Below are 7,310 nucleotides of genomic sequence, written 5' to 3'. Positions count from 1 at the left end.
TGGTCGGCAACCACGTCGCCGACATCGTGGCGAAGTACGGACACCACGGCGAGGTGCCCGAGGCGCTCACCGACTACATCTCCGGGCGCACCGGCTACGACTACAACACCCACGGGAAGTCCGACAACGACCACGTCGATTTCGTCCCCGACGAGATCATCGACCGGTTCTGCATCCTCGGCACGGCCGACGAGCACATCGCCAAGCTCGAGAAGCTCCGCGAGATCGGGGTCACGCAGTTCGCCGGCTACCTCCAGCACGACAACAAGGAGGAGACCCTCCGCGTGTACGGCGAGACCGTGATCCCGGCGCTGTCCGAGCACGTCACCGCCAAGAAGTGACGCATCGATGACCCTGACCGACGCCCCGGCTCCGGCCGATGTGCTCGCGCCGCCGCGCGGGGGACTGTCGCGGTTCCAGCGCGGAGACGGTCCGCAGAGGTGGTTCGCGGTCGGCTGGGGAGTGGTGGGCATCGTGGCGGTGCTGCTCATCTGGGAGCTCTACAAGTTCCTCGGGCCTGCGGAGGGCGTCGTCATCGGCGGCACCGCGGGAGAGTCCGGCTCGGGCTTCATGATCCTGCCGCGCACGCACGACCGCGCGATGCCGCACATCTGGGACATGGTGGCGCGGCTGTTCGCACCCACGAGCGGCGGCGACACCCCGCCGCTGTGGGTCTCGGTCGCCTCCGCCGCGCTGGTCACCCTCGGCATCGCCGCGGTGGGCTGGCTCATCGGCGTCGCGGTCGGCGCGATCCTGGGACTGGCGATGCAGCGCTGGCGCCTGGTCGAGTGGGGCCTGCTGCCCTGGATCGTCGTGAGCCAGATCGTTCCGCTGATCGCCTTCGCCCCGGTCATCAACGCGATCGGCAACCAGATCGATCGCGGCGGAACGCCTTGGCCGCAGTGGCTCTCGGTCGCGGTGATCGCGTCGTATCTGGCGTTCTTCCCGGTCGCGATCGGAGTGCTGCGCGGACTCGCGGCGCCCGATCAGATCCACGTCGACCTGATGCGCACCTATGCCGCCGGCTACTGGCCGACGATCATGCGCCTGCGGCTTCCCGCCGCGGTGCCCTACCTGCTGCCCGCGCTGCGACTCGCCGCGGCGAACGCCGTGCTCGGCGCCGTCGTCGCCGAGGTGTCGATCGGCATGCGCGGCGGCATCGGGCGGATGCTGATCCAGCTCGCCGGGCAAGCATCGAGCGACCCCGCGGCGCCGTGGGGGCCGACGTTCGGCTCGATCGCGCTGGGGCTGATCGCGGCCGGCTCGGTCGCGCTCATCGGCCTCTGGCTGCGGAACTACCGACGAGGAGAAGCGACCGCATGACCCTTCGACAGGCTCAGGGACCGCAGGGGAATCCGCAGGGGAGTCCGAACGAGATCGCGACCGCCGCGGCGACCGATCTGGCGGTGCGAGCGGTCGGCGTCGGCAAGATCTTTCCGACGACGGGCGCCAGGACCGATTCGAACAGTGTGATCGCCCTGGCCGGCGTCGAGCTCGAGGTGGGCGCCGGAGAGTTCGTCTCGCTCATCGGACCGTCCGGATGCGGCAAATCCACGCTGCTGCGCCTGATCGCCGACCTCGACCAGGCCTCCAGCGGCACGCTGGAGATCTTCGGCAAGCCGGCCCGCCGGGCGCGCATCGACCAGGACTACGGCATCGCGTTCCAGCAGTCCGGGCTCCTCCCCTGGCGCACGGTGGCCGCGAACATCTCGCTGCCGCTCGAGCTGCACGGCACGTCGCGCAGCGAGCGCACCGCGCGCGTGGCCGAACTGGCCGAACTCGTCGGGCTGTCCGACTTCGTCGACCGCTATCCCGACCAGCTCTCCGGCGGCATGCAGCAGCGCGTCGCGATCGCGCGCGCCCTGGCGACCCGTCCGCGCCTGCTGCTGATGGACGAGCCCTTCGGCGCTCTCGATGAGATGACCCGCGAATACCTGCAGAGCGAGCTCACCCGGATCACCGCCGAGACCGGCGCCGCGGTCGTGTTCGTCACCCACTCGATCCCCGAGGCGGTGTTCCTCTCCGACCGCGTGGTGGTGATGAGCCCGCGCCCCGGCCGGATCACCGACGTCATCACGACCGAGCTGGGCGACGAGCGCGGGGAGAGCCTGCGTGAGGCGCGCGAGTACTTCGAGCGGGTCACCGCCGTGCGCGAGGCCCTGCACGCGGGCCCCATCGTGCGGGCGAACGAGCGATGACCACCGCAGCGCGCGAGCGCACCCTCCCCGGCTGGCTGCGCTTCGTGGCGCCGGTCGTGGTCGGCGTGCTCATGCTCGCGCTGTGGATCCTGTACGTCGATGTGTTCGCCGCCGCCCCGCGCATGCTGCCCAGCCCCATGGCGATCGGCGCCGAGCTCGTGCTGCGCTGGGACATCATCTTCGAAGACATGCTGGTCACCGCGACCAATGCCCTGATCGGCCTCGTCGTCGGTTCGCTGTTCGCGATCCTCCTGGCCGGTCTTGCGGCCACGGCACGCCCGATCGACGGGATGCTGACGCCCCTGGTCGCCGCGCTGGCCGTCGTCCCGATCGTTGCCCTCACCCCCATCCTGAACACGATGTTCGGGGCGTCGAGCCAGTTCGGGCGCATCGCGGTCGCCACGATCGCCGCCTTCATCCCGGTCTTCGTCAACGTGCTGCGCGGCCTCCGGCAGACCCGCCCGGTGCACCGCGACGTGCTGCGCGCCTCGGCCGCCACGAGCGCGCAGACCTTCCGCCTGCTGACGCTGCCCACCGCCCTGCCCTATCTGATGACGGGACTGCGCATCGCGGCATCCCTCGCGGTGATCGCCGCGCTCGTCGCGGAGTACTTCGGAGGACCAGCCGACGGGATCGGCACGGCGATCGCGACATATGCCAAGTCGGGGCGCGCAGCCCTGGCCTGGGCGTACGTGGTGGGCGGCATCCTGATCGGCCTGGTCTTCTTCCTTGTGACCTCGCTGCTGGAGAGGCTGGTGACGAGGCACTCGTCGGTCTGATCGACCGCGAAACCGCAAGACCCTGCACGACCTGCATCACCGAAACCGAAAGGAACAGCATGAGAACCAGCACCAGACGCGGCCTCGCGGTCCTGTCCACCGCTGTCATCACGGCCTTCGCGCTCGCCGCGTGCTCGGCCCCCGCCACACCCGACGCCAGCGACGGCGGCTCGGCGGACTTCGAACCGCTCACCTCGATCAAACTGCAGCTGCAATGGCTTCCGCAGGCGCAGTTCGCCGGCTATTACGTGGCCCTCGACCAGGGCTACTTCGAGGAGGAGGGCTTCGACGAGGTCGAGATCATCCCCTCGGGCGGCGACATCGTGCCGCAGGACGCCCTCGTCGCCGGCGACGTCGACTTCGCGATCGCCTGGGTTCCGAAGGTGCTCGGCACCCTCGAGGCCACCGGCGTCGAGCTGACCGACATCGCACAGGTGTACCAGAAGTCCGGCACCCTGCAGGTCTCATGGGCCGGTGACGGCCTCGACACGGTCGCGGGCTTCGAGGGCAAGCGCATCGGCTCGTGGGGCTTCGGCAACGAGTGGGAGATCTTCGCGGCCATGGCTGCCGAGGACCTCGACGCGAGCACCGTGTCGATCACGACCCAGGACTTCAGCATGAACGCGCTCCTGGACCGCGATGTGGACGCCGCGCAGGCGATGACCTACAACGAGTGGGCGCAGATCCTCGAGGTCGTCAACCCCGCCACCGGCGAGCTCTACCAGCCGGAGGACTTCGACGTCGTCAGCTACGAGGACACCGAAGGCGCGATGCTCCAGGATGCGATCTGGGCCGACACGGCCCGCCTGGCCGACGACCCGGCCTACGCCGACGCCGCCGTCCGCTTCCTCAAGGCCGTCACGAAGGGCTGGATCTTCGCGCGGGACAATCCTGAAGAGGCCGCGCAGATCACGTACGACGCCGCAATCAACGCCGAGGCCGCCTTCCCGGTCGGCCCCGTGCACCAGCTGTGGCAGATGAACGAGGTCAACAAGCTCATCTGGGCCGGCGGCGACTTCGGCCTGATCGACCAGGCAGCCTGGGACAAGACGGTCGCGGGCGCGCTCTCGGCCAAGAACCAGGACGGCGTCGAACTGATCACCACCGAGCCGGCGGACTCGGCATACTCGAACGAGTACATCGAGCAGGCGCTCGCCGAACTCAAGGAAGACGGGGTCGTCGTCGACGGCGAGTACACGCCGATCGACGTCACTCTGACTGAGGGCGGCCTGTAAGCGCCGGCGCCAGTAGCATCAGCAGGTCGGGCGGTCCGCGCGAGCGGGCCGCCCGATCCGCACCCCGATGGAGGAAATCACATGAGCACCAACCAGCACACGCGCGATCTGGACCGCGAGTACGTCTTCCACTCCTGGTCGGCCCAGGCCACCCTCGATCCGATGGTCATCGCCGGCGGGCTCGGCACCGAGGTGTGGGATTTCGAAGGCAATCACTACCTCGACTTCTCGAGCCAGCTGGTCAACGTCAACATCGGGCATCAGCATCCGGCGGTCGTCCGCGCGATCCAGGAGCAGGCGTCGGTGCTGTCCACGATCGGTCCCGCGACCGCGAACCTCACGCGCGGCGAGGCCGCCCAGCGCATCCTCGCACGGGCCGGCGCGCCTTTCTCGAAGGTGTTCTTCACGAACGGCGGCGCCGACGCGAACGAGAACGCGATCCGCCTGGCGCGGCTGCACTGTGCTGCGCGAGGAGAGAGCGGCCGCGACACCGTCCTGTCGACCTACCGCTCATACCACGGCAACACCGGGGCGGCGATCGTGGCGACCGGCGACTGGCGACGGATGCCGAACCAATACGCCCGCGGACACGTGCACTTCTTCGGCCCCTACCTGTACCGCAGCGAGTTCTGGGCGACGACGCCCGAAGAGGAGTCCGAGCGGGCACTGCGCCACCTCGAGCGGGTCATCCAGGCCGAGGGCCCCGCCACGATCGCGGCGATCCTGCTCGAGACCATCCCCGGCACGGCGGGGATCATGATCCCCCCGCCGGGCTACCTCGCGGGCGTCCGCGCGCTGGCCGACAAGTACGGCATCGTGCTGATCCTCGACGAGGTGATGTGCGGCTTCGGCCGCACCGGCCGCTGGTTCGCGTTCGAGGGCTACGACGTGGTGCCCGACCTGATCACCTTCGCCAAGGGCGTCAACTCGGGCTACGTCCCGGTCGGCGGGGTTGCGATCTCCGCCGAGATCGCCGCCGACTTCGACGAACGCGTCTTTCCGGGGGGCCTCACCTACAGCGGTCACCCCCTGGCTGCGGCATCCATCATCGGCGCCCTCGACGCGATGGAATCCGAGGGGATCATCGAGAACGCCCGCCGGGTCGGCGCCGAGGCGATCGGACCCGGCCTGGCGCAGCTGCAGGAGCGGCATCCGCTCATCGGCGAAGTCCGCGGCGAGGGCGTGTTCTGGGCCGTCGAGCTGGTCGCCGACCGGTCGACGCGCGAGCCGGTCTCGGCGGGGCTGATCGGGCAGCTCAAGAAGGAGCTGGTCGCCCGCGGCCTCGTGCCGTTCTCCGCGGACAACCGCATCCACGTGGTGCCGCCGTGCGTGGTGACCGACGACGAGGTCGCCCGCGCGATCGCGATCTACGACGAGGCGCTGACGGTCATCGAGAGCGCGTGACCTACCGGGGGCGTGGGGCACGACTTACGCTGGTCGTACACGTGCCCGGGGCTTTGAACGAGCACTGGGGCTTCGAAGGAGAAGGAAGACACCATGACCGATTCGGCCACCCTCGAGCAGACGACGCCGGCTGCCACCACGATGCTCGACCACTGGGTCGACGGGGCCGCCTGGAGCGGCACTTCCACCCGGACCGCTCCGGTCTACAACCCGGCGCTCGGGCGCGTGCAGCACGAGGTCCGGCTCGCCTCCACCGCCGACGTCGACGAGGCCGTCGCCGCGGCGACCGCGGCGTGGGCGCAGTGGCGCGACACGTCGATCGCGAAGCGCCAGACCGTGATGTTCGCGTTCCGTGAGCTGCTGAACGCGCGCAAGCAGGAGCTCGCCGAGATCCTCACCTCCGAGCACGGCAAGGTCATCTCCGACGCTCTCGGCGAGATCGCCCGCGGCATGGAGGTCGTCGAGTTCGCGTGCGGACTGGGCCACCTCACGAAGGGCGCATACTCCGAGAACGTCTCGACCGGCGTCGACGTGTACACGGTCAAGCAGCCGATCGGCGTCGTGGGCATCATCAGCCCGTTCAACTTCCCGGCGATGGTGCCGCTGTGGTTCTTCTCGATCGCCCTGGCCGCCGGCAACGCCGTGATACTCAAGCCGTCCGAGAAGGATCCGAGCGCCGCGATCTGGATGGCCTCGCTCCTGAAAGAGGCCGGACTCCCCGACGGCGTGCTCAACGTCGTGCACGGCGACAAGGAGTCCGTCGACGCGCTGCTCGCACACCCGGACGTGCGCGCGATCTCGTTCGTCGGCTCCACCCCCATCGCGCGCTACGTGTACGAGACCGCGACCTCGCACGGCAAGCGCGTGCAGGCCCTCGGCGGAGCGAAGAACCACATGCTGGTGCTGCCGGATGCCGACCTCGACCTCGCCGCCGACGCCGCGGTGAACGCGGGTTTCGGCTCGGCGGGCGAGCGCTGCATGGCGATCTCGGTGGTGCTGGCGGTCGACACGATCGCCGACGAGTTCGTCGAGAAGGTCAGTCAGCGCATGGGCACGCTCCGCACCGGTGACGGCACGCGCGGCTGTGACATGGGCCCGCTCATCACGCAGGTGCACCGGGACAAGGTCGCCTCGTACATCGATGTGGCGGCATCCGACGGCGCTTCGGTGGTCGTGGACGGACGCGACGTCGAGGTCGACGGCGACCCCGACGGCTTCTGGCTCGGGCCCACCCTGATCGACAGGGTGCCGACCTCGTCCGCCGTGTACAAGGACGAGATCTTCGGGCCGGTGCTCTCGGTCGTGCGGGTCGACGGGTACGAAGAGGGCCTCGGCATCATCAACGGCAGCCCGTACGGCAACGGCACCGCGATCTTCACGAACGACGGCGGCGCCGCGCGGCGCTTCCAGCGCGAGGCGCACGTGGGCATGATCGGCATCAACGTGCCGATCCCGGTGCCGGTGGCGTACCACTCGTTCGGCGGGTGGAAGGCCTCGCTGTTCGGCGACGCGAAGGCCTACGGCCCGCACGGGTTCGACTTCTTCACCCAGGAGAAGGCCGTGACTTCGCGCTGGCTCGACCCGTCGCACGGCGGACTGAACCTGGGCTTCCCGCAGCACGATTGATCCCCGGCATCCCCCGCCGAGAAGGTGCGTCTGCCGCCGAGAAGGTGCGTCTGCCGCCGAGAAGGTGC

The 7,310-nt window shown here is 69.5% G+C and carries 7 protein-coding genes; all 7 read left to right on the top strand.

The genetic code is table 11. The annotated features are described in order from the left end of the window. Positions 1–341, top strand: a 341-nt coding sequence (locus QZV84_RS09805) for an LLM class flavin-dependent oxidoreductase (protein ID WP_363331899.1), incomplete at its 5' end; no start/stop codon positions are given. Between the two features lie 7 nt (positions 342–348). After that, entirely contained in the window at positions 349–1,323 is a 975-nt protein-coding gene (locus QZV84_RS09800) for an ABC transporter permease subunit (protein ID WP_292828943.1), read from the top strand. Beyond that, on the top strand, positions 1,320–2,198 hold the full coding sequence (locus tag QZV84_RS09795; protein ID WP_292828942.1) for an ABC transporter ATP-binding protein: 879 nt from the start codon (positions 1,320–1,322) through the stop codon (positions 2,196–2,198). Before QZV84_RS09800 ends, QZV84_RS09795 begins: the two co-directional genes overlap by 4 nt. Beyond that, entirely contained in the window at positions 2,195–2,977 is a 783-nt protein-coding gene (locus QZV84_RS09790; protein ID WP_292828941.1) for an ABC transporter permease subunit, read from the top strand. The genes QZV84_RS09795 and QZV84_RS09790 overlap by 4 nt, the downstream gene beginning before the upstream one ends. Positions 2,978–3,036: 59 nt before the next feature. Continuing rightward, positions 3,037–4,212, top strand: coding sequence for an ABC transporter substrate-binding protein (locus QZV84_RS09785; RefSeq protein ID WP_292828940.1), 1,176 nt, complete (start codon positions 3,037–3,039; stop codon positions 4,210–4,212). An 81-nt stretch (positions 4,213–4,293) separates the two neighbouring features. Continuing rightward, complete coding sequence (locus QZV84_RS09780) at positions 4,294–5,616, top strand: aspartate aminotransferase family protein (protein ID WP_292828939.1); 1,323 nt, start codon at positions 4,294–4,296, stop codon at positions 5,614–5,616. A gap of 93 nt (positions 5,617–5,709) precedes the next feature. Next, a complete protein-coding gene (locus QZV84_RS09775; protein WP_292828938.1) occupies positions 5,710–7,242 on the top strand; it encodes a CoA-acylating methylmalonate-semialdehyde dehydrogenase in 1,533 nt (510 codons plus the stop codon). The last annotated feature ends 68 nt before the right edge of the window (positions 7,243–7,310 follow it).

The sequence above is a fragment of the Microbacterium sp. genome, from assembly GCF_011620715.1.
Lineage (GTDB): Bacteria > Actinomycetota > Actinomycetes > Actinomycetales > Microbacteriaceae > Microbacterium.
Note: the sequence above shows the minus strand (reverse complement) of the source record. Positions and strands in the feature narration are given on the sequence as shown.